Genomic DNA, 20,871 nt, shown 5'->3' with positions numbered 1-20,871 from the left:
CACTCCCCGGAAAAAATTTCACCACGGACAACATGATGACAACACACGTACAGCCAACCGATACATCTCCTCCATCCGTTCGGCGGTCGAAAGATGCATCGCGCACTGGAAGAACTGGAAAATCCTCAAGACCGGCTATCGCGGACGTCTTACAGAACTTCCCAACCTCATTCGCACCGTCACCCGCCTCGAACTTTACCGACTCGGCTGGTAAATGCTTATGAATAACGCTCTCAGTCATACCGAGCGGCTTGTTCTCCGTCAGTAGGTCGGCCTGCCCCGAGAGAGCCCGGGCAGTGTTGCGCAGCGATTCCGTGCCTTTGTCGAAGTACCCCGCCAGGTCGCCGTAGTCTCCTTTTGTAGCGTCGTGGTTCGTCACGATCCTCCCCTTGTCGCCGCCCGTCTCGACTCCGAAGACTGTCGCTCCGAAGTCCTCGTCGGCGGGGTTCGTGTGGTGGTCCCAGCTGAAGAAGCGGCCCATCCATGCGGCCTCGTCGCCGCTCTCGGTCTCGCCGATGTACTTGCCTCGCGCCTGCCCCGCGTACACGGCCTCCGCGTGCAGGTCGCTCGCCTTGTCGACGCTGTCCGGCAGGCCGGCCGAGCCCAGTGTCACGACGACCCCGAGCTCGACGTCCGAGCGCGAGGCGGCGACCGCCATCACGGTACTGCCGTAGGAGTGGCCGACGACGTTCGGCTTCGGGAGGTCATCGCCGCGGACGGCCGAGAGTCCTTGGACAGCGGAGGCGAGAGCGGCTCCGCCGGCGACAGCCTCCTTCGAGGTGAGAACGTCCAAGCCGTCCCCGCCGATGGAGGGCATCGGCGGAGTCTCGTAGCCGATCCAGGCGACGACGGCGCTGCCGGGCGGAAGGAGCGACTGCAGATTCTGCGACGCCTTCGTCCACTCGGTCATGCCCTCCGTCGTCTGCCCCATCCCGGGGACGGCGTAGGTGACGTTCGTCGCGGTGTCGAGATCGCCGATCGAGACGGCGGCGAGTGGGGGCTCGTCGTCGGTCAGGGAGATGAGGAAGCGCGGGTCCTGACCGAAACGGCGCGTCAGTGACGCCCGGATGCTCCTCAGCGCAGCCAGCTGCGACTCCACCGCCGTCAGCCGCTCAGCCGCCTCGTCGTTCCCCTCTTTGCGCAGGCCCGCCGCCTCCCCCTCCAGCGCCGCGATCCGCGTCGTGAGCGTGCTCTCGTTCGCCGTCGCCCGCGCACCGTACGGCACCCCCTCGAGGTTCCCGATCACCCCCGGCAGGCCGGCGACCAGCGCCTCCTGCTGTGCTGAAAAGCGTGCGCCGTCGGTGGGGTCGAGGCTCCGCCACCACTCGTTCACGAGGGCAGGAGCGACCCGTCGGAGCCGCGCTGCGAGGTCGGGCGACGAGGCAAGGAGTGCTGCGAGGTCCTCGGCCGAGAGCGTCGAGAGAGAGTCGAGCAGGCGCCGACCGCCGAGGGGCTGCGCAAAGGTGCCGACGACGTCGAGCACAGGAGTGGAGAGTTCTCCTCCCCCGGCGGCGGCGAAGGCCAGGGAGATCTGTTCGACCCAGCTCGCGTCGGCCGCGCTGATGGCCAGTAGCTCGCGGAAGCCCCGGAGCACCGAGAAGGACTCGACCGGCGCCCACGAGCAGCGGTTGCCGAACACTCCCCACGCTGTCATCAGGTCCTTCAGCCGCCATCGCAGCGCGTCATCGGCCTGGCGAATCTCGGAGACGAAGACGTCGAGGTGCTCGGGGTCGGCGGAACTCGTGCCTCCGAAGGCCCGCCCGCCCACAGAGGTGCGGCTGACGGAGATCGGGGAGAACACTCCCGAGATCGTCGGCGGCACGATCGGCTGATCCGAGGGCGGCCGGTCGAAGACCTCGTCGACCCCGGCGGTCAGGGCCGCGACGGGGTCGGCACGTCGTCGCTGCTCGCGCTCAGCCGCTCGCTGCTCCCAGGCGGCGTACTCCTCGCGGCGCTGACGCTCCTGCGCGGCGCAGCTCGCGACGACCCGTACCGTGTCGGCGAGTTCGTGTAGTTGCCCGCTGAGCCGATTGCGGTTGTCGGTCTCGCAGAAGCAGACCTGCCGGAATAGCTCGGAGTAACCGCCTCGAAAGTCCCGGAGCGCGTACTCCATCGCGGCGGACCGCAGCAGGCCCTGGGTCGAGAGCGAGACGGCCGCCTGCTCAGCGGCGTCGGCGAGGGCCACTGCCGCAGCATCGTCGAAGGGGAACTCCATGACCGCCTCCCGAATGAGAACATCTCGGAAAGGTTAGATCGGACGCCACGGTCGGCTGTCCAGTTGGCGCGAGACGCCGCTCGTCCCGCGACACGGTGGCCGCTGCTCAGCGCCGCTCGCTCGGGACCCGCGGCTCACTTCGCCGCAGTCAGCCGTTCCAGGTACCCCGCGAACGCGCGCAGGTCCTCCTCCGGCCACGCGCTGAGCGCCTCCTGCATCCGCTGCCGCTGCTGCCCCCCAAGGTCGCGCATCCGCTCGCACCCGGCCACGCTGAGCGAGAGAAACCGCGCTCGGCCGTCTGCAGGGTCCACCGTCATCTCAACGAGGCCCAGGTCGACGAGCTGGCGGACCTGGCGGCTGATCGCACTGCGGTCGACTCCGAGCCGCTCCGCCGCGGCGCCGGAGTGCACCGGACCGCAGCGCTCGAGCATCCGCAGCAGCCTCAATCCGAAGGGCGGCAGCGCCGGGTCGATCGACGCCGCCGCGTCCCGGACGGCGAGGCGCACGTGGACGGCGAGCACGGTGATCTGCTCCTCGACCTCGTCCAGCGCCTGGGCCGAGGACGTGGCGCCGGGCATCAGGAGCGCTCGATCACGTCGGCGTGCCGACGATGTCCGGCGCAGACGCTCTCCCGGCTCTCCTCGGCGTGGACCGCGTCGTCCGTCCGTTCGGCCTGGCCGACGGGCCGCAGAGCCGCCTGGCCGTCGGCGGCGGCGATCAGCGCGTCCTCCGCGGCCCGGAGCGCGGTCGCGGGCTCCGCCGCGAGCTGCACCGCGTTCTTCGAGCCCAGGCTGACGTTCGGCAAGAGGATGACGGCGATCAGCGTGACGATCGCGAGCGGGATGCTGAAGAGGAAGACGGTGCCGACTCCGATCCCATAGGCGCTCTCGACCACGACGCGCACGGCGTCGGGCAGGGTCGCCGGCTGCGGGATCGTGCCACTGCCCAGGGCCTGCGCGGCGAGGACTTGATCGGCCGGCGTGAGGCCCGCGATCCCGGTCGCGATCCGGTCGGCGATCACGGTGCCGAGCACCGAACCCAGGACAGAGACGCCGACAGTGCCGCCGAGGCTGCGGAAGAAGGTCACCGCGCTGGTCGCGACGCCCAGGTTCTTCACCTCGATCGAGTTCTGCACGACGAGGACGAGGTTCTGCATCAGCATGCCCAGGCCTGCGCCGAGCACGGCCATGTAGACACCCACGAGCACGAGGTCGGTGTCGTAGCGCAGGGTGCTCAGGAGGGACGTACCGATCACGGCGAGCACGCCGCCGCTGATCATGATCGCCTTCCACTTGCCGGTGCGCGAGATGATCCCGCCGAAGATCGTCGAAGCGATCAGCAGACCGGCCATCATCGGGATCGTGAGCAGGCCCGACTGGGTCGGTGTGGCTCCGCGCGCGAGCTGCATGTACTGCGCGAGGAACACCGCGACGCCGAACATCGAGACGCCGACCGAGATGCTCGCCACGACGGCGAGACTGAAGGTGCGGTTCCTGAACATTCCCATCGGGATGATCGGTTCGGCCACGGTGAGTTCGGTGATGACGGCCGCGATCAGCAGGACGACCGCTCCGCCTACCATGACCGCGGTCTCCCACGATGCCCAGCCGACGCTCTTTCCGGCGAGCGAGACCCAGATCAGCAGGAGCGAGACGCCGCCGGCGATCAGGACCGCGCCGAGGTAGTCGATCCGGACCGTGCGCTTGGGGTGCGCGGGAAGGCGGAGGGTCATCTGGAGCAGAATGATCGCGACGATGGCGACGGGCATCGCGATGAAGAAGTTCCAGCGCCAGCCGAATGCGTCCGTCACGACGCCGCCCAGCAGCGGGCCGCCGACGGTGCCGATCGCCATGACTCCGCCGAAGAGCCCGGCGTACTTGCCGCGCTCACGCGGGCTGATGATGTCCGCCATGATGATCTGGCTCAGCGCGGCGAGTCCTCCGGCGCCCAGGCCCTGGAACACGCGGAAGACGATCAGCATGGTCGTGTCCTGCGAGAAGCCGGCCAGGGCGGAGCCGACGACGAACAGGCCGAGGGCGAGCTGGATCAGCAGCTTGCGGTTGAACAGGTCGGCGAACTTCCCCCAGAGCGGGGTCGAGACGGTGGTCGCGAGCAGGGTCGCGGTCACGACCCAGGTGTAGGCGTTCTGGTCGCCCTCGAGGTCCGAGATGATCCGGGGCAGCGAGGTCGAGACGACCGTGCCCGCGAGGATCGAGACGAACATGCCCAGCAGCAGGCCGCTCAGGGATTCGAGCACCTGACGGTGCGACATGGCGCCGTTCGGCCCGGCGGGGGCGTGCGGCGCGGCGGTTCCGCGCGATGCGGCGCGGTGTTCGGGGTGTGACATGGGCTCCTTCTCGGCACGGCAGCGGTCCTAGTTGATTCTGATCAACTATTGACCGGCTGCAACTATATAGCCGAGCGTCACAAATCGCTAGCGCTCCTCCGTCGCCGGTCGGGCGCCCTGCCGCCCGCGCCTATCCTCGGAGGGTGGACAACATCGATCGGAAGATCCTCGATCTCCTGCGCCAGAACTCCCGCGCGGGCTACGGCGACATCGGCGGAGTCGTCGGCCTCTCAGCCTCCGCCGTGAAGCGGCGCGTCGACCGCCTCGTCGCCGATGGCGTCATCCGCGGCTTCACGATCAAGGTCGACCCCACCGTCGACGGCATGGCGACAGAGGCCTACGTCGAGCTCTTCTGCCGCGGCACCGTTGCGCCGGACGAACTGCGCCGGATCCTCACCGCGGTCCCCGAGGTCGTCGACGCCGGCACGGTGACCGGCTCGGCCGACGCGATCGTGCACATCCGCTCGCGCGACATCCCCAGCCTCGAACTCGCCCTCGAGAAGGTGCGCATCGCGCCGAACGTCGACCACACCCGCTCAGCGATCGTCCTCTCTCGGCTCATCCAGCGCAGCGAGGCATAACAGGACCCGCCACTCGCTCGACACCGACGCACTCCAGCTGGTAGACCATATGTGTATGGTCATTCCAGGAGGGTGGGGCATGAGCGGCAGCGAGAGAGCGGGCACGGCGGCAGAGCGAAGGAGGCGCCTCTGGCTGATGCTGCCGATCCTGTTCGTCGGCGTCCTTATCGGCCGCGCGGTCGCGAAGGCGATCGGCGCCGAGGATCCGTGGAACGTTGTCGTGACCGCTGCCGTCGCGGCAGTGCTGGCGGTTGTCGTTCTCGTGCTCGTCGACAGGCCGCGCTGACCCTCCTCCTGGATCGGAACCCGATGGAGGGAACGACGATGGAACGAACGAGAACGAGCACGGCGCTGGTCGCCGCCGCGGCCACCCTGCTGGCGGTGCCGCTGTTCGCGGCTCAGGCCGCACGAGCGGAGCCGGCGAGCGGCGGTGGGAGCGGTGGGAGCGGTGGGAGCGGTGGGAGCGGCCAAGTCCACCTCGAGGCGCGCGGAGGCTCCGCCTCCACGGTGATTTTCGACGTCACCGATGGCACGCGGATCATCGCGCTGGCCGGCGGCGGAGTGGGATTCACGGACGGTGCCGAGACGTCCGAGGCACTCCCGGAGCGGATCGATGTCGGCCGCGGCCGCACGGTTTCGGGGCACTGGTCGATCGACGACTCCGACACGCTGACGTTCCACTTCGCGCCCGACGTCTCGGCAGGCGCGGCAAAAGGTGGCCAGCACCTCGACAGCGACTGGGGCTCGGCCGACTGGGGCCACTGCGTCGCAGGGAACGGGGTGAGCGGTGCGGCGACCGGCGGCCTGATCGGCGCGATCAGCGGTCCGGGAGCGATCGTCGGCGCGACCGGCGGGATGCTGACCGGGATCATCGGCGGCGCGATCACCTGCTGACGGGCGTCCGATCGGGCGAGCGAGCGTCCGTGACGACGGCGCCGCCGATCCGGACGAGATCGGCGGCGCCGTCGGGATCAGAAGCCCGAGGGAGAGAAGGCCTGCGCCATCTGGGAGAAGAGCGCCACCGACCAGCCGATCACGATCAGGATCGAGACGACCACGACGCCGAGGAAGATCCAGAGCGGGAGCAGTCCACCGCCGGTCACGCGCTTCACGATGACGCTGCGTCCGATCACGTAGACGTACGGCGCCACGAGGAAGGCCCACGCCCAGTGGAACGGACGCTGCAGGCCGGCTCGCTTCAGCTGACGCCAATCGAGGAACGCGAAGACGACCTCCGCGGCGTAGATCAGGAAGCCGACGATCTGGAGCACGCCGAGTCCGACGAGGTAGGCGGTCGACATCCCCATCGAGGACCTGGGTCCGTACGTCGTGGCCGTCGTCGAGTCGACGACCGCGCTCGGCGGCAGCAGAAAGATCGAGAGCGCCGAGAGAAGGGGCAGGAGGACGACCACCCAGATCCACGCCGTGGCGGTGACGATACTCGGGTCGCGCTGCTGGGCGGTGGCACCGGGCGCTGCGGCGTAGGCCGGGTACTGCGGCTGCTGCGCCTGCTGCGGCTGCTGCGCCTGCTGGCCGTAGCCCGGCTGCGGGTCCGCGGACGCCGGCTGCTGCGGGTACTGCCCCGAGGCCGACTGCCCGTAGCTCGTGCCGACTCCGCTCGATGTCTCGCCGTAGGCCGGGCGCGCAACGGGCGGAGCGGGCGCGACGGGCGGAGTCGGTGCGGCAGGCGGAGTCGGCGCTGCGGCCTGCGACGAAACGTCCTCAGCCGCGACGGTGGGCGCCGCCGTCGGCGCGTCCCGAAGCGACTCCGTCCAGCCGGCCCCGTCCCACCAGCGCTGACGGGACGAGCCCGCCGGGTCCGGGTACCACCCTGCACGGGGTCCGGAGGCCTCGCCGCCGATGCGTGCGCCCTGGTCCGAGCCGGTTCCGTTGTCGTCGGTCATGACGTCCTCCACTCCGCTCCGGGCGTTCTGCCCGCGATCTCGACCCACCGTAGCGCCGCGGCGCGATGCGCGGCCTGAGGGCCCGCTGATCGAACGCTGTCCACCACCGCAGGCACCTGAGCCGCGCGACCACCAGGATGGACGCATGCCCCACCTCCTCCGCGCCCGCGCCGCCCTCTTCGACATGGACGGGACGCTCGTCGACTCGACGGCCGTCGTCGAGACCATCTGGGGCGCCTTCGCCGAACGCTTCTCGCTCGATCGCGACACGGTGCTCGGGGCCGTGCACGGCGTCCGTGCCGCCGACAGCGTCCGCCGCTTCGCTCCCGCAGGCAGCGACGTGGACGCGATCGTCGCCGAGCTCGACGCGTACGAGCTCGAGCACACCGAGGGGACCGTCGAGATCCCCGGCGCGAGGGCGTTCCTTGCCTCGCTCCCCCGCGAGCGCGTCGCCCTGGTCACCTCCGCGAGCCCCGCGTTGGCCGGCGGCCGATTGTCCGCCGCGGGCCTCCCCTCCCCGGACACCGTCGTCACCGCCCACGACGTCGCGAACGGCAAGCCCGCTCCCGACGGCTACCTCGCCGCCGCCGCCCTGCTCGGCGTCGCCCCCGAGGACGCGCTCGTGTTCGAGGACGCCGAGGCGGGCATCCGCGCGGGTCTCGACGCCGGCATGCGCGTGATCGTCGTCGGAAGCCACGAGAGCGCAAGCACCCGGGGTCTGCCGCGGATCGCGCACTACTCCCACGCGCGAGCCATCGTCGAGGGCGACGAGCTCCTCCTCACCCTCGGCGGACCCCGGTAACGGATCGCGTCGATCAGTAGCGGATCGCGTCGATCACCTTCACCCGCACGGCGACGATCGCCGGCACCAGACCCGCGAGCGCACCGACGAGTGTCGCTGCGCCGAGTCCGAGAACCGCCGCCTCGGCCGGGAACGGCGGGATATCGCTGATGCCGGCTCCTGCTGGGTGCTGGTGACGGCGCCGTCCGGGCCGATCGTCTCGACCGGGTCGCGCGGAGTCTCGACGCGGATGTCGTAGATGAGGTCGCCCGACGCGACGGCGGCCCCCTGCTGCACGGAGACGTCCTCGACGGTGCCGGCCGCCGTCGCCTTCAGCGGCACGGCGGGGTCGGCGGCGACGGTGCCCTGCAGGGTGAGGTCATTGGTGACCGTGCCGCGGGCGACTGCGACGGTCGGCTCGGTGATCTCACCGGTCGGCCGCGTCGGATCGGCCTCGGCCGCTCCGTTCGGGAAGAACGCGATTTTCACGAGGGCGCTGCTCGCCGCTGCGATGATAACCATCCATACGATCGGGAACACCCAACGCCGAACCGCACCCACCACGTCCCCCGACCCCACTTCGCGAGCACTCCGTCATGGCGCGCCGGAGGCAGCCTATCCGGCGCGGGCGTTGACGTTGCGCCCGTGGAACGAACGTCAGCCGGCGAGCGCCGCGACGACGGAGGCGATCCGCCGCTCCCGCGTCTCGGCAGCCTTGGCCCCCTCGACCGATGCGACATGCGCTTTCCGCGCACTGGGCGAGAGCGCTGCGAAGCGCTCCGCAGCGCCCGCCTCGGCCAACGCGGAGGCCAGGTCCTCCGGCACGACGACCTCGCGCGGCGCGGTGTCGAGCTCGATCACCACGTCGATCGCGTCGCCGCCGGCCAGCCCCGTCTCGCGACGCTTCTCGGCCGAGAACGGGACCAGCGCACGGCCTCCCATCGCTCCGACCGTGCTGGTGAAGCGGTAGCCGTTCACGGTCACGACGACCGCGGGCCGCTTGCCACCGCCGAGGGACTCGAGGACCTCGGGCGGAACCTCGATGCCGGTGTTCGTGCCGGTCTGGAAGAGCGTCGTTGCGAACTGCACGAGGCGATAGTGGCACGGACTCTCTCGTGTCGCACGGTCGGTGGCCATACTGACCCGCATCGCCCGTCGGCTCCCTCTTCGTCCCCCGTCACCGATCTGGAGCGCTCGACGGCGTTCTCCGCGGCGCTCGCCTCCGCGGCGACGTGCTCAGCAGGCGCGGGTGTCCGGGTCGCCGAGCGAGGAGCGTACGGTGTCGACCGTCATCCGCCCGTCCGGGTCGAGCCGGGTCAGCATGCGCGCCATGATGTCAGCCAGCTGAGGGATCTGCTCGGGGTCGAGAGGGTCGATGACGTCGGCCAGCACGGTTGCCACGTGGCCGGGCGCGGTGTCGACGATCTTCTGCATCCCCGCATCGGTCAGCACAGCGTTGGTGGCGCGGCCGTCGGAGTCGCAGCGGCGCCGCTCGAGGTAGCCGCGTGCGACGAGGCGAGTCACCACGTGCGAGAGCCTCGGGAGGGTGGCGTTGGTGCGGGCCGCGAGCGTGGTCATCCGCAGGGCGCGGTCGGGCGCCTCGGAGAGCATCGCCAGCGTGAGGTACTCGAAGTGGGTGAGTCCGGCGTCGCGCTGAAGCTGGGTGTCCAGTGCCCCGGGCAGCAACTCCACGACCGCGATGAACCGCAGCCAGGCGCCGAGCTGATCAGGCGTCAGCCACCGGTTCACAGGCGCACTCATCCCCCCACCCTACCCACTACTTGCCGCGACAAGTATGCAGCCCCTGCACCCTCGCCCGCCCGCCACCGATGAGCCCCTCCTCAGCGGAGCCCCTCGCGCCCCCCTCACCGCGAACCGGGGATCCGCGTGCTAGCGGATCGCCGTAGCCGAACGCCCCCCGCTCCACGAAACGCACGCCACCGCGACGCCCACCGCGCCACGCCCGGCCAGGACGGGCGGGGAAACAGGTTCACACCACGTCGTCGCTCAGGTCGATCGGGTTCCCGAAGCGGTGGTTGGTGATCGAGATCGCCTGTTCGCGGAGGAAGGGCAGCAGTTCGACGCGACCGGCGGGGGTGACCGGATCAGCGTAGATCACCGTGTCGAGGGCGCCGCCGAGTGCTTCGGCGAGGGCGGTGGCGAGGGGGATGCGGGATCCGTCGGCGCGGGTCAGCGGGACGGGTGCTCCGGTGCTGCCGCGGGTCATGCCCGCGACGACGTCGCTGAAGGACCCGGTCGAGTCGGAGGATCGGCGCAGGACGGCCTGCTGTCCGCCCGGGGACGGGGTGCCGGCGCTGGACTGCGGGCCCGCGTAGCCCTCGACGCGGTCGGAGACGATGTCGCCGATGATGCGGATGCGTGTCGCCGTGATCCGGCCGGCCGCGGCACGCTCGAGCCAGTGGGCGTCCGTCTCGACGACGATGCGCGGGACGAGGCCGGCCATCTCGGCGAGCTCGTCGCCGCCGAGCATCTCTTGGACTCGCGCGGGGAGCGGGATCGAGGTCGAAATGTCCATGCGCGAGCGCGTCAGCAGGCCGGCGGCGATGACGCGGAGGAGCTCACCGAGATCTCCGCCATCGGCCAGCCGGAGGGCGATCGGGACGCGGAGGTAGCGGAGAAGATTGCGCTCGACGCCGAGCTTCGAGATGTCGGTGACGACTCCGAACTCGGTGGCCCAGGCGAGCTGGTCGGAGAGGGCTGAGCGTCGGAGCAGGTCGAACTGCTCGAAGCGGAGCGCGGACTGGGCCGCCTCGATGAACTGACGGACGCGAGCGTCGAGGCCGCGCAGGTGCAGTGTCGAGGAGGAGCGCGCGGGTGAGGGCTTCCACGAACCGAGCCCGATGAGGTGGTGCGGCCCGCCGGCCTTCGCGCCACCTCCGACCGAGGAGCGCTTCCATCCGCCGAACGGCTGGCGCCGGACGATGGCGCCGGTGATGCCGCGATTGACGTACAGGTTGCCGGCCTCGACGGAGTCGATCCAGAGGGCGAGCTCGTCGGCATGCAGTGAGTGCAGGCCCGCGGTGAGGCCGTAGTCGGTGCCGTTCTGCATGCGGATGGCGTCCTCGAGGGTCGCCGCGTGCATGATCCCGAGAACCGGGCCGAAGAACTCGGTGAGGTGGACGTAGCTGTCCTCGGTGACACCCTCGCGCACTCCGGGCGACCAGAGCGTGCCGCTCTCGTCGAGGCGGCGCGGCTCGACCAGCCACGATTCGCCGCCGCCCAGGGTCGTGAGCGCGTGCAGCAGCTTGCCGGTGGGCTCCTCGATCAGGGGACCCATGACCGCCGACGGATCATCGGGGCGGCCGACGCGCAAGGAGGTGACGGCGTCGACCAGCTGAGCGCGGAACCGCTTCGAGCGGGCGACCGAGCCGACCAGGATGACCAGGGACGCGGCGGAGCACTTCTGTCCCGCATGGCCGAAGGCGCTGCGGACAATGTCGGCGACGGCGAGATCATAGTCGGCGTGGGGCGTGACGATGATCGAGTTCTTGCCGCTCGTCTCGGCCTGCAGTGCGAGGTCGGGCCGCCAGGAGCGGAAGAGCCGGGCTGTCTCGTAGGAGCCGGTGAGCAGGACGCGGTCGACGAGCGGGTCGGTGATCAGCGCACGGCCCAGCTCGTCCTCGTCGAGGTCGACGAGCGCCAGGAGTTCGTGCGGGATGCCCGCGTCCCACAGCGCCTCGACCAGCACGGCGGCCGAACGGCGGGCCTGCGGGGCCGGCTTGAGCACCACTCCGGAGCCGGCGGCGAGCGCCGCGAGGATCGAGCCGGCCGGGATCGCGACCGGGACGTTCCACGGCGGTGCGACCACGATCACCCGCTCGGGGACGAACGTCGCTCCGCCGACCGCGTCGAGCTCGCGAGCGCGGGTGGCGTAGTAGTGCGCGAAGTCGATGGCTTCCGAGACTTCGGGGTCGGCCTCGGCGATCGTCGTGCCGGTCTCGGAGGCCATCACCTCGATCAGGCGGTCGCGGTTGGCGGCGAGGACGAGGCCGGCGCGGTCGAGCACGGCGGCCCGGTCGTAGCCCAAGCGTTCACCCCAGCGCTCGGCGCGCCGCGACACCGTGCGCAGCACCTCCTGGAGCTGCTCAGGCGTCTGCACCCGGGCGGCGTCGGCGGTACTGGATCCGATGGTCGACCCGGGGATGCGCTCCGTGATCAGTCGGGCCCAGCGGCGGTTGCCGGGGAGGGCGGGGTCGGTGTCGGGCTCGTTGTGGAAGCCGGTGGTGGCGGCAGCAGCACCGGACCCGCGACTGAGCCCGAGGACCGCCTGGGTGAGACCGTCTGCAGCCGGATCCTCCACCCGCTCACCGGCACCCGCGTGCTCTTGCACCAGGCGGCGGCCGGAGCCCGCGGACCACTCCCGCAGCCGGTCCTGGCTGCGGTTGGGGGGCGGGACGGAGTCGTCGAGCGCGTCGAGCGAGATGCGGAACCGGCCGAGCTCGCGCTGCAGCACCTCCTCGTCCTCACCGCGGAACGCGGCCGAGAGGAAGTTCTCGGGGCTGCTGTTCTCCTCGAGTCGCCGGATGAGATACGAGATCGCCACGTGGAACTCGTGCGGGTGCACGACGGGCGTGTAGAGCAGGAGCCGTCCCACGTCCTCGCGAACGGCTCGCGCCTGCCCCGTCGCCATGCCGAGCAGCATCTCGATCTCGACCGCGTCGGTCACGCCGCGCTCGGTCGCGGTGAGCCAGGCCCAAGCGAGGTCGAACAGGTTGTGCCCGGCGACGCCCACGCGCACCGCGTCGGTGCGCTCGGGCCGCAGCGCCCGGTCGAGCAGACGCTTGTAGTTCGTGTCCGCCTCCGCCTTGCTCCCGACGGTCGCGAGCGGCCAGTCGTGCAGGGCCGCGTCGACGCGCTCCATCGCCAGGTTCGCGCCCTTGACCACGCGGACCTTGATCGGTGCCCCGCCGCGGGCCCGCCGCTCGCGCGCCCAGTCGGTCAGCTCGTCGAGCACGCGAACGGAGTCGGGCAGGTACGCCTGCAGGACGATGCCCGCTTCGAGCTCGAGCATGCCCGGCTGTTCGAGGAGGCGCCGGAACACGGCGACCGTCAGGTCGAGGTCGCGGTACTCCTCCATGTCGAGGGTGATGAAGGTGGGCTCGGCGCTGGACGCGGCGGCCTGGTAGAGCGGAGTGAGGCGCTCGACGACGCGGTCGACCTCCTCCTCGAAGGCCCACATCGAGAGCGGACTGACGACACTCGAGACCGCGACGCTGACGTAGTCGACGTCCGGCCGCTCGAGCAGGCGGAGCGTCCCCTCCAGCCGCCGGCGCGCCTCGCGCTCGCCGAGCACCGCCTCGCCGAGCAGGGTCAGGTTCAGCCGGTCGCCACCCTCCCGCAGGGCCGCGACGGCCTCGCCCAGACGCGCTTCCGAGGCGTCGACCACGAGGTGGCCGACGAGGTGCCGCAGCACCCGTCTCGCCGCCGGCACAACCACCCACGGCAGTACCGGACCCACGGCCCCGCCGGTACTGATCGCGGCGCGCAGGTAGGAGGGGAGGAACGCGGGCGTCTTCGCAGTGAGCGCCGCGAGGTTCTCGGCCGCGACCGACAGGTCCTCGGGCCGGACCACGCCGTCGAGGAAGCCGACGGTGAAATCAAGGCCGTTCGGATCCTGGAGCACGCCCGCGAGCCGCTGCGCCGCAGGCTCGACCGGGAACTCGCCGCTGCGGGCGATCCAGCGCCGGACCAGGGACTCGACGCGCTCGAGCATCGGACGGTCGTCGTCCTCCAGCAGTACCTCGACGCCGGACGGTGCTGCCTCGGACTCGAGCCGCTGCTCGGGCGCCTGCTCGAGCGCCTGCTCGACCACGTCCGCCGGCTCGTCGCCGACGTCCTCCGCGCTCCCCGACGCACCGCCGTCGCCCTGCACGAGCGCACCACCGTCGCCCTGCACGACCGCGTCGTCGGGCTCGCGCTCCGGGTCGCTGCCGGGCACTCCTGGGGTCGTCGACTGCTGCATCCTCCGAGGCTAAGCCCGACTCGGTGCCCGGAGGCGGCGTGACGCGGTGCTCCCGCGGACTCGGCCCCGAGCCGCCCCTGTGGAGGAGCATCTCAGTGCCGGCGGTGGTCCTGGATCGTCATCCTCGGACCGTGCCGCGGCTTCCGCACCCCGCTACAGCCGATCAGCCGGATCACCCGCTGCCGGTGGCCGCGCCACGGCTCCAGCAGCTCCAGCATCCCGTCGTCGTCGACCCCGAGATGCCCGGTGAGCGCGAAGCCGACCGCCGCGGCGAGGTGGTAGTCGCCCACGCTGACCGCGTCCGGGTCACCGTGCGCGCGCATCATCACCTCGGAGGCCGTCCACGCTCCGATCCCCGGCACCGACTGCAACCGCCGCGCGATCTCCGCGCCGCCCCGCCCGAGGGCGAGCGTCCGCTCGAGCCCGGAGGCGACGAGCGCCGCGGTGAGGACCGTGCGCGATCGCCGCGGGTCGACTCCCGCCCGGTGCCAGTCCCACGACGGCACGCGCCGCCACTGCTCCGCACTCGGAGCCACATGCAGGGCGACGGGCCCCGGCGCAGGTTCCCCGTGCAGCCGGACGAGCGCGCGGTAGGCGCGCCACGCCTCGGTGCTGGTGACCTTCTGCTCCAGGATCGACGGCGCGAGCATCTCGAACACCAGGTTCGCGCGGGTGAGCCGCAGGCCGACCGTGCGCCGGAGCACCTCGGCGAGCGGCGCGTGCGCCGACAGGTCGAGCCCGCTCCAGTCGTCGCCGTGGCCGAGCAGCTCGGGGACCCGGTCGATCAGCCACTCCGCTCCGTCGCCCCAGGCGCGCGCGTGCACCGATCCGTCGACCGCCTGCCGCAGGTGCAGGGTGCCCGGCCCGAGCGGAGTGCGGAACCCTCGCCAGAAGCCGGACGCGTCCACGAGCATGGTCGGGTCGCCCGAACCGCGCAGCAGCGTGCGGAGGGTGAGCGCGAGGCTCACCGGCTCCGCCGGCGCGTAAACCGTCGCCCAGGAGGACTCGGGAGCGGGGGCGGCGATCGACACGCAGCGATGCTAACCGGCGGCTCCGACACTGCGAGCAGACGCTCTCCGCAGAGCCCCCGTTCACGCCGTGTTCGGAGCGACGCGCCCGGCGGTTTGGTCCAACAGGAATGAACACATGCGCGGATCGGATCCCTCGTTGTGACTGGTCAGCGTGCGGATTCCGGGCGTAGCTTCGCGATGTCGCGGCGGCACTCCAGCCGTCCGACACCCGCCTATCACTGGAGATGCGCACATGTTCGATACGACCTTCATCCGCAACGCGATCGTCAAGAGCTCTGAGACCGCTCTGGACCGTCGCCGCTTCTTCGAGGCCACCGGCGTCGCCGGCCTCGGCATCGGAGCCGCGGCACTCGCCGCGCCCACCGCCTCCGCCGAGGAGGTCGCTGCCAGCGGCCCCAGCGACGCCTCGATCCTCAACTTCGCCCTCAACCTCGAGTACCTCGAAGCAGAGTTCTACCTCCGCGCGGTGTACGGCGACGGTCTGGGCGGCTCGGACGTGACCGGGAAGGGCACGCCCGGCGGCGTCATCGGCGGCCGGCCCGTCGACTTCACGACCCCGTGGCTCAAGAGCTTCGCCACCGAGGTCGCGAACGACGAGAAGGCGCACGTGAAGTTCCTCCGCTCGGCTCTGGGTACGTCGAGGGTTGCGCGTCCGGCGATCAACCTGAAGGACAGCTTCAACGCCGCCGCCACCGCGGCAGGGCTGATCAAGGCGGGCCAGAGCTTCGACCCGTTCGCGAGCGAGGCGAACTTCCTGCTCGGCGCGTTCGTTTTCGAGGACGTCGGAGTGACCGCCTACAAGGGCGCCGCTCCCCTCATCCAGTCGAAGACCTACCTCGACGCGGCTGCGGGCATCCTCGCGGTGGAGGCGTACCACGCCGGTGCCATCCGCTCGGCGATCTACGCCGCCGACCTGTCCGACTCGGCGAACAAGCTCTCCGACGCTCGCGACAGCCTCGACGGCAAGACCGACCTCGACCAGGGCGTCAAGGTCAATGGCCAGGCGAACATCGTCCCGACCGACGGCAGCTCCATCGCCTTCAGTCGCACCCCGGGCCAGGTCCTGAACATCGTGTACCTGAACCCCAAGGCCTCGCGCACCGGCGGATTCTTCCCCCGCGGCGTGAACGGTGAACTGAACACCAGCCAGGCCAACTAGCACCGAGTACGACGACGGGCCCTTCCCCGAGGCGGCGAGGAGGGGCCCGTCGTCGTCCGCGTGCACATCCGTTCACCAGGTCCTCTAACCTGAGCGAGTGAAGATCGGGATCCTGACCTCCGGCGGCGACTGCCCCGGCCTCAATGCCGTCATCCGCGGTGCCGTGTACAAGGGCATCAAGGTCTACGACCAGGAGTTCGTCGGGTTCCGCAACGGCTGGCGCGGCGTGGTCGACGGCGACTTCCTGCCGCTGGGTCGACCCGAGATCCAGGGCATCGCCAAGCAGGGCGGCACGATCATCGGCACCAGCCGCACGAACCCCTTCGAGGGCGAGAACGGCGGACCGGAGAACATCGCGGAGATGATGGCCCGCAACGGCATCGATTCGATCATCGCCATCGGCGGCGAGGGCACTCTCGCCGCAGCCAAGCGCCTCACCGATGCGGGCTTGAAGATCGTCGGCGTCCCCAAGACCATCGACAACGACCTCGGCGCCACCGACTACACCTTCGGCTTCGACACCGCCGTCGGCATTGCGACCGATGCGATGGACCGCCTCCGCACCACCGGCGACTCGCACGGCCGCTGCATGGTCGCCGAGGTCATGGGCCGCCACGTCGGCTGGATCGCGCTGCACTCCGGTATGGCCGCGGGTGCCCACGTCATCCTGATCCCGGAGAAGCGCACGTCACTCGACCAGATCGTCGAGTGGGTGCAGAGCGCTCAGGATCGCGGCCGCGCGCCGCTGGTCGTGGTCGCCGAGGGCTTCTCGCTCGACACGATGGACGACGCCCACTCGGAGCGAGGCCTCGACGCCTTCGGCCGGCCCCGCCTCGGCGGCATCGGCGAGCTGCTCGCCCCGCTCATCGAGGAGCGCACCGGCATCGAGACCCGCGCCACCACGCTCGGCCACATCCAGCGCGGCGGGACGCCCACCGCATTCGACCGCGTGCTCGCGACCCGCCTGGGCATGGCCGCGATCGACTCCGTCGTGGCCGAGCACTGGGGCCGCATGGTCGCCCTGCGCGGCACCGACATCTACCACGTCGACTTCGCCGAGGCCCTCGGCATCCTCAAGACGGTGCCCGACGCCCGCTACGAGGAGGCGCGCATCCTCTTCGGATAGCGCGAATCTCGACGAATCGCGCTGGGGCGTCTCGGGACCGGCTCCCTCAGCCCTTCGCGCCGTCCGGGGTCGCCGTCGCCACGATCTGCGCCCGCGCCAGCGTGTGGAAGTGGACGTTGAAGCCGAGGATCGCAGGAGTCGACTCCGGATCCAGATCCAGCGACTCCACGTCGAGGGCGTGCACCACGAAGAAGTAGCGGTGCTCGCGGTCCGGCGGGGCCGCTCCGATGAACTGGCGCAGCCGCATCTCGTTGGGGAGGGTCTGGGCGCCGGCCGGGAGCAGCTCGAAGCCGGCGGCTCCGGCTCCGGTGGGCAGCTCCGTGGTGTCGGCGGGGAGGTTGTAGACGGCCCAGTGCCAGAAGCCGGAGCCGGTCGGCGCATCCGGATCGAACACGGTGACGGCGAAGCTCTTCGTCTCGGCCGGCGCTCCCGACCAGCGCAGCTGCGGCGAGACGTCCTCGCCACCGGCGCCCTCCCCGTAGTGGCGGGCGGACAGGGGCGCTCCGTCCGCGATGTCGTCGCTCTCCAGCGTGAAGGTCGGTACCTCGCCGAGGCGGGCGTAGGGGTCGTAGGTCCAGTCGGACATCCGGTTCTCCGTTCGGGTCGAGCGGGCGGGGCCCGCGATCTCAGCCTAGGAACCCGCTCCGGCCCGCCGAAAGGCTTGCGGAGCAGGTCACGACCCGAGAGAGCATCCCGGCCGGTGGTTGAACGCCACGAGGATCACGCCGAACGGGATGGTGAGCGGGTACCCCAGCAGCAGCGCGAGGCCGACCGTGCCACCGGTGACCGCCTGGCTCGCGCGCAGCAGATACAGGCCGAGCGAGACCAGGAAGGCGCCAGTGACGAGGCCGAACAGGTCCTCCAGGCGGGAGTGCGGCACGGTGGCGGAGGCGTCGGACACCCGATGATGCTGCCACCCGCCGCGCCTGGGGCCCGCGCCCTCGTATGATGTGCCGGTGCTGCCGAAGATCCTGCTGTTCTACCGCTTCGTGCCGCTGGCCGACCCCGAGTCCGTGCGGCTGTGGCAACGGGAGCTGTGCGAGTCGCTGAGCCTGCGCGGGCGCCTGCTGATCTCGGAGCACGGGGTGAACGGCACCCTCGGCGGCGGGATGGATGCGCTCAAGCGCTACCTCCGCCGCACCCGTGAGCACTCGGCGTTCCGCGGCCTCGAGGTGACGTGGAGCGACGGATCCGGCCTCGACGACGCGGGCCGCAGCCTGGACTTCCCCGGGCTCTCGGTGAAGGTGCGCGACGAGATCGTCTCGTTCGGCGCTCCCGACGAGCTGCGGGTCGACGCGGGCGGCGTCGTCGGGACGGCTCCGCGGCTGGACCCGGACCAGCTCGACGCCCTCGTCGCCGAGCGCGAGGACGTGGTGCTGTTCGACGGTCGCAACGCCTTCGAGGCCGAGATCGGCCGCTTCGAGGGAGCCGTCGTGCCCGCGGTTGCCAGCACTCGCGAGTTCGTCGAGCAGCTCGACGCCGGCGTCTACGACCATCTCAAGGACCGCCCCATCGTCACCTACTGCACCGGCGGCATCCGCTGCGAGGTCCTGTCGAGCCTGATGAGGGCACGCGGCTTCGGCGAGGTGTACCAGCTCGATGGCGGCGTCGTCCGCTACGCCGAGGCGCGGCGCGACCGCGGGCTCTGGCAGGGCGCGCTCTACGTGTTCGACGGCCGCGGATCCGTCACGTTCTCCCCGGATGCCGAGGTGCTCGGCCGGTGTGCCTCCTGCGCGGCGCCGACGAGCCGGATGCGCAACTGCACCGACGCCTCCTGCCGCGCGCAGCTCGTCGTCTGCGCGGACTGCGAGGCGACGGCCTGCGCCGCGCATGCCGGCCCTACGCTCGTTCCATGAGCATCCACGCGCGCGGACGCGCCCTTGTCGACCTCCACACCGCCCCCGAGCTGCTGCAGGTGGTGAACGTCTGGGACGTGATCAGCGCGACCACGGTCGCCGCCCTCCCCGGGACACGCGCGCTCGCGACCGCGAGCCACTCGATCGCCGCGACCTTCGGCTACGAGGACGGTGAGCGGATCCCGCTGGAGCTGCACCTGGGGATGATCGAGCGGATCGTCGCCGCCGTCGAGGTGCCGGTCTCAGCCGATCTCGAGGCCGGCTACGGCGATGCGGACGAGACGGTTCGCCGCGCCATCGAGGTCGGCGTCGTGGGGGCGAACCTCGAGGACCAGGCGAAACCGCTTCCCGAGGCGCTGCGCGCGGTCGAGAAGGCCGTCGCTGCGGCCGAGGAGGAGGCGGTGCCCTTCGCGCTCAACGCCCGCACCGACGTCTTCCTCCGCGCCGGCGAACGCGACCGCGGCGAGGTCCTGGCCGACGCGATCGAGCGCGGCCGCGCCTACCTCGACGCCGGCGCGACCTGCTTCTTCGTGCCCGGGCTCCTCCAGGACGCCGAGCTGGAGGCCCTGGTCGGCGCCCTCGGCCGGCAGCGCGTCAGCGTCATCGGCGTCCCCGGATCGCAGTCCCCCGCCCGCTTCGAGGAGCTCGGGCTCGCCCGCGTCTCGTACGGCCCGTGGACGCAGCGCGTCGCCCTGACCGCGTTGCAGGACGCAGCCGTCGCGCTCTACTCCGGTCGGCCCCTCCCCGAGGGCACCCGTCCCCTGAACTGACCGCCCGGGCACGGGCCCGCGGGCGTAGCGTGGGCCCATGTACCGAGCCATCGTCGTCGAGCGGCACTCCGACTCCGACACCGACACCCCGAACCGAGCCCGCCTCCTCGAGCGCGACGACCCCGACCGCTCGCACGGCGACGTAACGATCGCCGTCGAGTACTCGAGCGTCAACTACAAGGACGCCCTCGCGCTGGCCGGGCGGCCCGGTATCGTGCGGCGCACACCGCTTATCGCCGGCATCGACCTGGTCGGCACCGTGGAGTACGCGGACGGCGAGGCGGGCGAGCGCTTCGACTCCGGCGACCGCGTGGTGCTGAACGGCGCGGGTCTCGGCGAACTCCACGACGGCGGACTCGCCGAGCGGGCCAGGGTCGACTCCGGCTCGCTACTGCGTCTGCCCGGCGCGATCTCGTCGGCGCGCGCGGGAGCGATCGGCACCGCGGGCTTCACAGCGATGCTGGCCGTGCTGGCCCTTGAGCGGCACGGCGTGCGCCCGGGTAGCGGGCCGGTGCTGGTGACGGGAGCGTCCGGCGGAGTCGGGTCACTGGCCGTGGCGCTCCTGGCCCGGCTGGGCCACGAGGTCGTCGCCTCGACCGGTCGGCTCGGCGAGCACGGCGCACTGCTGCAACGCCTCGGCGCCTCCGACGTCATCGACCGCGCCGAGCTGCAGGAGGGCGGCAAGCCGCTGCAGTCCGAGCGGTGGGCGGGAGCCGTGGACTCCGCCGGCTCGCACACCCTCGCCAACGCCCTCGCGCAGACGTGCTGGGGCGGGACCGTGGCCGCGTGCGGCCTCGCGCAGGGCTCCGATCTGCCGGTGAGCGTGATGCCGTTCATCCTGCGTGGAGTGACGCTCGCGGGCGTCAACTCGGTGCAGGCCCCGCGCAAGCTCCGCGAGGAGGCGTGGCGCCGACTCGCGCACGACCTCGATCGTGAGCTCCTCGACGGCCTGACCACCACGGTGCCCCTCGGCAGCGCCGTCGATGCCGCCGAGGACGTGCTCGCGGGCCGCTCGCACGGTCGGACGCTGGTGGATGTCCGCGCCTGACGACGCAACGTCAGCTGAGAGACCATCTCATCCACCATCGTCGATGAGGACGTCTCTCAGCTGACGTTGT

19 protein-coding genes and 2 pseudogenes are annotated in these 20,871 nt (G+C 71.2%); 10 read left to right on the top strand and 11 right to left on the bottom strand.

Going from position 1 to position 20,871, the window contains the following annotated elements:
* Nucleotides 1-64: 64 nt before the first annotated feature.
* Nucleotides 65-214 (top strand): hypothetical protein, encoded by a 150-nt coding sequence (locus tag C5D07_RS16100; protein ID WP_104261815.1) that lies wholly within the window; start codon nt 65-67, stop codon nt 212-214.
* A gap of 363 nt (nt 215-577) precedes the next feature.
* Here C5D07_RS16100 and C5D07_RS16095 read toward each other — a convergent pair.
* The 3 genes and pseudogenes from C5D07_RS16095 to C5D07_RS05645 form a co-directional block, all read right to left on the bottom strand.
* Nucleotides 578-1,654: pseudogene (locus C5D07_RS16095) on the bottom strand (alpha/beta hydrolase); the annotation flags it as partial.
* A gap of 695 nt (nt 1,655-2,349) precedes the next feature.
* Nucleotides 2,350-2,793 carry a MarR family winged helix-turn-helix transcriptional regulator gene (locus C5D07_RS05650; protein ID WP_104258891.1) on the bottom strand — a complete coding sequence of 148 codons (444 nt, stop codon included), beginning with the start codon at nt 2,791-2,793 and terminating at the stop codon, nt 2,350-2,352.
* Nucleotides 2,793-4,487, bottom strand: coding sequence for an MDR family MFS transporter (locus tag C5D07_RS05645; protein ID WP_104258901.1), 1,695 nt, complete (start codon nt 4,485-4,487; stop codon nt 2,793-2,795). The genes C5D07_RS05650 and C5D07_RS05645 overlap by 1 nt, the downstream gene beginning before the upstream one ends.
* Nucleotides 4,488-4,705: 218 nt before the next feature.
* On the opposite strand from C5D07_RS05645, the gene C5D07_RS05640 reads away from it, so the two are divergent.
* From C5D07_RS05640 to C5D07_RS05635, 3 genes are all read left to right on the top strand, one after another.
* The gene (locus C5D07_RS05640) at nt 4,706-5,143 is read left to right on the top strand and encodes an Lrp/AsnC family transcriptional regulator (RefSeq protein WP_068251065.1); all 438 of its coding nucleotides are present in this window, start codon (nt 4,706-4,708) and stop codon (nt 5,141-5,143) included.
* 79 nt (nt 5,144-5,222) lie between these two features.
* Entirely contained in the window at nt 5,223-5,429 is a 207-nt protein-coding gene (locus C5D07_RS15270) for a hypothetical protein (RefSeq protein ID WP_146076727.1), read from the top strand.
* 38 nt (nt 5,430-5,467) lie between these two features.
* Nucleotides 5,468-6,037: a hypothetical protein gene (locus tag C5D07_RS05635; protein ID WP_104261866.1), complete on the top strand. Its 570-nt coding sequence runs from the start codon at nt 5,468-5,470 to the stop codon at nt 6,035-6,037.
* A gap of 77 nt (nt 6,038-6,114) precedes the next feature.
* Here the strand turns inward: C5D07_RS05635 and C5D07_RS05630 are convergent, their stop codons facing one another.
* Nucleotides 6,115-7,047 (bottom strand): DUF2510 domain-containing protein, encoded by a 933-nt coding sequence (locus C5D07_RS05630; RefSeq protein ID WP_167542333.1) that lies wholly within the window; start codon nt 7,045-7,047, stop codon nt 6,115-6,117.
* Nucleotides 7,048-7,192: 145 nt separating this feature from the next.
* On the opposite strand from C5D07_RS05630, the gene C5D07_RS05625 reads away from it, so the two are divergent.
* A complete protein-coding gene (locus C5D07_RS05625; RefSeq protein WP_068251061.1) occupies nt 7,193-7,849 on the top strand; it encodes an HAD-IA family hydrolase in 657 nt (218 codons plus the stop codon).
* Between the two features lie 13 nt (nt 7,850-7,862).
* On the opposite strand, the pseudogene C5D07_RS16090 reads toward C5D07_RS05625, so the two are convergent.
* From C5D07_RS16090 to C5D07_RS05600, 5 genes and pseudogenes are all read right to left on the bottom strand, one after another.
* Nucleotides 7,863-8,006: pseudogene (locus C5D07_RS16090) on the bottom strand (ABC transporter permease); the annotation flags it as partial.
* Nucleotides 8,007-8,485: 479 nt separating this feature from the next.
* Nucleotides 8,486-8,917 (bottom strand): YdeI/OmpD-associated family protein, encoded by a 432-nt coding sequence (locus C5D07_RS05615; protein WP_181026437.1) that lies wholly within the window; start codon nt 8,915-8,917, stop codon nt 8,486-8,488.
* Nucleotides 8,918-9,064: 147 nt separating this feature from the next.
* A complete protein-coding gene (locus C5D07_RS05610; RefSeq protein WP_104258889.1) occupies nt 9,065-9,589 on the bottom strand; it encodes a MarR family winged helix-turn-helix transcriptional regulator in 525 nt (174 codons plus the stop codon).
* 229 nt (nt 9,590-9,818) lie between these two features.
* Nucleotides 9,819-13,562: a proline dehydrogenase family protein gene (locus C5D07_RS05605; protein ID WP_249028182.1), complete on the bottom strand. Its 3,744-nt coding sequence runs from the start codon at nt 13,560-13,562 to the stop codon at nt 9,819-9,821.
* A gap of 341 nt (nt 13,563-13,903) precedes the next feature.
* Complete coding sequence (locus C5D07_RS05600; protein ID WP_308470995.1) at nt 13,904-14,842, bottom strand: DNA-3-methyladenine glycosylase family protein; 939 nt, start codon at nt 14,840-14,842, stop codon at nt 13,904-13,906.
* Nucleotides 14,843-15,074: 232 nt separating this feature from the next.
* Here C5D07_RS05600 and C5D07_RS05595 point away from each other — a divergent pair, with 232 nt between their 5' ends.
* Entirely contained in the window at nt 15,075-16,001 is a 927-nt protein-coding gene (locus tag C5D07_RS05595; RefSeq protein ID WP_104258888.1) for a ferritin-like domain-containing protein, read from the top strand.
* Nucleotides 16,002-16,098: 97 nt separating this feature from the next.
* A complete protein-coding gene (locus C5D07_RS05590; protein WP_104258887.1) occupies nt 16,099-17,127 on the top strand; it encodes a 6-phosphofructokinase in 1,029 nt (342 codons plus the stop codon).
* A gap of 46 nt (nt 17,128-17,173) precedes the next feature.
* Here C5D07_RS05590 and C5D07_RS05585 read toward each other — a convergent pair whose 3' ends face one another.
* Complete coding sequence (locus C5D07_RS05585; RefSeq protein WP_104258886.1) at nt 17,174-17,713, bottom strand: YbhB/YbcL family Raf kinase inhibitor-like protein; 540 nt, start codon at nt 17,711-17,713, stop codon at nt 17,174-17,176.
* 87 nt (nt 17,714-17,800) lie between these two features.
* A complete protein-coding gene (locus C5D07_RS05580) occupies nt 17,801-18,028 on the bottom strand; it encodes a hypothetical protein (protein ID WP_104258885.1) in 228 nt (75 codons plus the stop codon).
* A gap of 58 nt (nt 18,029-18,086) precedes the next feature.
* Between C5D07_RS05580 and trhO the strand changes: the two genes are divergently transcribed.
* From trhO to C5D07_RS05565, 3 genes are read left to right on the top strand one after another with little or no spacing between them, the layout of a single operon-like run.
* On the top strand, nt 18,087-18,983 hold the full coding sequence (trhO, locus tag C5D07_RS05575; protein ID WP_444758771.1) for an oxygen-dependent tRNA uridine(34) hydroxylase TrhO: 897 nt from the start codon (nt 18,087-18,089) through the stop codon (nt 18,981-18,983).
* Nucleotides 18,980-19,753 carry an isocitrate lyase/PEP mutase family protein gene (locus tag C5D07_RS05570; protein WP_068251031.1) on the top strand — a complete coding sequence of 258 codons (774 nt, stop codon included), beginning with the start codon at nt 18,980-18,982 and terminating at the stop codon, nt 19,751-19,753. The genes trhO and C5D07_RS05570 overlap by 4 nt, the downstream gene beginning before the upstream one ends.
* A gap of 37 nt (nt 19,754-19,790) precedes the next feature.
* Complete coding sequence (locus C5D07_RS05565; protein WP_068251029.1) at nt 19,791-20,801, top strand: MDR family oxidoreductase; 1,011 nt, start codon at nt 19,791-19,793, stop codon at nt 20,799-20,801.
* Nucleotides 20,802-20,871: the final 70 nt, after the last annotated feature.

Origin of the sequence: Rathayibacter tritici, assembly GCF_002932875.1 — a bacterium.
Taxonomy (GTDB): Bacteria; Actinomycetota; Actinomycetes; order Actinomycetales; family Microbacteriaceae; genus Rathayibacter; species Rathayibacter tritici.
The sequence above is the reverse complement of the archived record's forward strand: the minus strand, read 5'-3'. Positions and strand labels throughout refer to the sequence as shown.